General features: G+C 46.8%; 3 protein-coding genes. All 3 read right to left on the bottom strand.

Going from position 1 to position 3124, the window contains the following annotated elements:
• A partial coding sequence (locus WBA23_RS12285) for an arylsulfatase (RefSeq protein WP_424582573.1) occupies positions 1 to 1163 on the bottom strand: 1163 nt, incomplete at its 3' end.
• Positions 1164 to 1228: 65 nt separating this feature from the next.
• Positions 1229 to 2857, bottom strand: coding sequence for a sulfatase family protein (locus WBA23_RS12280; protein ID WP_424582572.1), 1629 nt, complete (start codon positions 2855 to 2857; stop codon positions 1229 to 1231).
• 155 nt (positions 2858 to 3012) lie between these two features.
• Positions 3013 to 3124: 50S ribosomal protein L20 (locus WBA23_RS12275; RefSeq protein ID WP_424582574.1), on the bottom strand; the 112-nt coding region annotated here is incomplete at its 5' end.

Raw genomic sequence — 3124 nt, 5'->3', positions numbered from 1 at the left:
TCGTGCTTAGGCTGAGCCGCATTACCGGTTAGCGTAGGAACAAAAGAAATACCATCACTCTCAGGTACATCAGCATTAGCAAGTTCAGCCAAGGTAGGATATACGTCCCAGAATGCTGAAATATGATCGCTCTCACTGCCTTCAGTAATAGTGCCTGACCAGCGGGCAATCATAGGCACTCGAATACCACCTTCGTATAAATCGCGCTTGTACCCTTTCAACGGGCCATTGCTGTCAAAATAATCAGGATCAGCACCGCCTTCCTGGTGCGGGCCATTATCCGATGTAAAAATAATCAGCGTATTTCCAGCTAAACCTAATGAGTCAACTATCGCCATAATCTCTCCCACCTGCTGATCGAGTAACGAAACCATCGCTACGAAAGCGGCGTGCGGCTCTTCCTGCGATTCATACGGTCCGGTTCGATACTGCTCACCTTCATCTACTCCCTGGTAAGGTGTCTCGGGCGGATATTTCCCCTGGTACTGGGCCATTACTTCGGGGGGGGCTACTAGTTCAGCGTGAGGAATTACGCTAGGTACGTAAAGAAAGAACGGCTCTTCCTGATGGTCTTCAATAAAACCTAATACTTCTTGGTGAATTAATGAGGGCGCATAAATTCCTTTATTAGCTCCGGCATTTTCTTCCAGCACAATAGAGTCTTGATTGTGCCAAAGATGGCGCGGATAGTAGTGGTGACCGTAGCGTTGGCAGTTGTAGCCAAAAAACTCATCAAAGCCCTGCTGATTAGGATCACCTTCTGAACCGGGATAGCCTAATCCCCACTTACCAAACGCTCCCGTTGCATAACCGGCGTTGCGGAGTGTCTCGGCTAAAGTTAACACACTATCGGGTAGTGGGTGCTGTCCTTCGGGCTGAACCTCTTTATTGCCCCGAATAGGAGTATGTCCGGTATGAAGACCCGTCATTAGCGCTGAGCGAGAAGGGGCACACACGGTATTACCAGAATAGTGTTGCGTGAACCGCATTCCTTGCGTGGCCAATCGATCAATATTGGGGGTAGAGAACTTCGTTTGTCCGTAGCAGCTTAGATCGCCGTAGCCTAAATCATCCGCCAAGATGTAAATAATGTTGGGCGGACTGGGTGGTTCTTCAATAGAAGTTGTAGTTTCGGTATCGGGCTGAGATGAGCAACTTGCCATAATAAATGCCACAAGTATTCCGGCAATCTGACTTCTGAAGAGCTGATAAGGTAAAACCATTCTTGTTATTTATTATTTCGGGCTTTTACTACTTCTAGGTACGCTTCTAAAAATTCCTGATTATTCTCATCACTGTCATCGTACTGCTGGCGAAGTTCGGTTAATCGGGTATGCAACTGCTCCTGCACTTCAGCATACGCAGGATCGTCGTACACATTATTCATTTCGTGAGGGTCTTTCTCTAAATCGTACATTTCCCACTCGTCAATATCGTAGTAGAAGTGCATGAGTTTATAGCGGTCGGTGGCCACACCATAGTGCCGTTTTACCATGTGTACCGAGGGGTATTCGTAGTACGTATAGTACACCGCATCGCGCCACTCGCCGGTTTCTCCCCTAACCAGTTGACGGAACGATTCACCCTGCATGGCTTCGGGAGCTTGAACACCCGCGTAGTCGAGAAACGTAGGGGCTATGTCAAGATTTTGAACCAATGCATCAAGTTCAGTTCCTGCTTCAACCTCGTTGGGGTAACGCACTAATAGTGGCGTTCGGAACGACTGCTCGTACATAAACCGCTTATCAAACCAACCGTGCTCACCTAAGTAAAAGCCCTGATCAGAAGTATACACTACAATTGTATTCTCGGCTAGTCCGTTCTCGTCCAGATAATCCAGTACCTCACCTACTCCATCGTCAACTGATTTTATCGTTCGCAGGTAGTCTTTAATGTAGCGGTTAAATTTCCAAAGCGCGACTTCTTTTTCCCGGTCTTCGTTAAACTCCAGTTCTTCACCAGAATAGTAAGTTTTTAGAAACTCCTGGTTTTTGGGTTCGTAGGCAGCATGCCACTGCGCTAGTTGCTCTTCATTGAACCGCTTAAGTTGTCCTCCCAAAGCAGTGCTATCACCATCAGGCGAAACCATCAGTTTGAAATCGTGCCCCCAACGAGCGTGACCATCTACCTCCATTTCCTGTTCCTTCGCTGCGGTGCCCATCCCCTCATAATCATCAAAGTAATTGGACGGAGGATCAAACGTTTTATCATCGTACAAAGTGAGGTACTTAGGTCCCGGTTTCCAGTTACGATGAGGTGCTTTTTGGTGGTACATCAGCAGAAACGGCTTATCCGGATCGCGCTGTTCCTTCAACCACTTTAAGGCATAGTCGGTAGTAATATCAGTCACGTAGCCCTCAAACCGCTGGCGTTCGCCGTTGACTAAAAAGTCCGGATTGTAGTAGTGCCCTTGCCCCGGCAGCACCATAGAATGATCAAAACCCTGGGGTAGTCCGTCCAAATGTATTTTGCCAATCAGCGCGGTTTGATAACCGTTGGCTTGCAGTAGCTTGGGGAAGTTGTCCTGATCCCAATCAAAAGGCTGAACATTATCTACCTTACCATTTTTAAAACTATGCTTTCCCGTGAGCACTACTGCCCGACTAGGGGCGCAGATGGAGTTGGTAACGGTTGCCCGAGTAAAAATAGCTCCTTCTTCAGCAATCCGGTCAATATTAGGGGTTTCGTTCAGCCCGTGTCCGTAGGCGCTAATCGCTTGATAGGCGTGATCGTCACTCATAATAAAAACGATATTAGGCGGACGGTCGCCTCGGGCAGTTTCTTCGGCTGATTGGTTACAGGCTGAAAACAGAGAGGCTATGATAACAAACAGGACGTAGTGATAAGGTAAATTCATTATGAAAGTTGGTAGGTTCGTAATAAAGCTAGTTTAAGATAGGGGCTTTAGCAAGAGCTTACAAATCAACTACGCATAAAAACTCTTTTCTGCATACTTTCCACAAAAAAAGCCCTTCACATGAAGAGCTTTCTATCTAATGAGATAGATAACGTCTACTTAACATTATCTACAATAGCTTTGAAAGCGGCAGGATGATTCATCGCTAAGTCGGCTAGTACCTTGCGGTTCAAGTCAATACCAGTGGTTTTGATAGCTCCCATAAAT

The organism is Tunicatimonas sp. (assembly GCF_049647865.1).
Classification (GTDB): Bacteria; Bacteroidota; Bacteroidia; order Cytophagales; family Cyclobacteriaceae; genus Tunicatimonas.
This window is presented reverse-complemented; position numbering and strand designations above follow the sequence as displayed.

Coding starts and splice junctions, on each gene's coding strand:
- WBA23_RS12280 (WP_424582572.1), bottom strand. CDS start 2,857: ATGAATTTACCTTATCACTACGTCCTGTTTGTTATCATAGCCTCTCTG.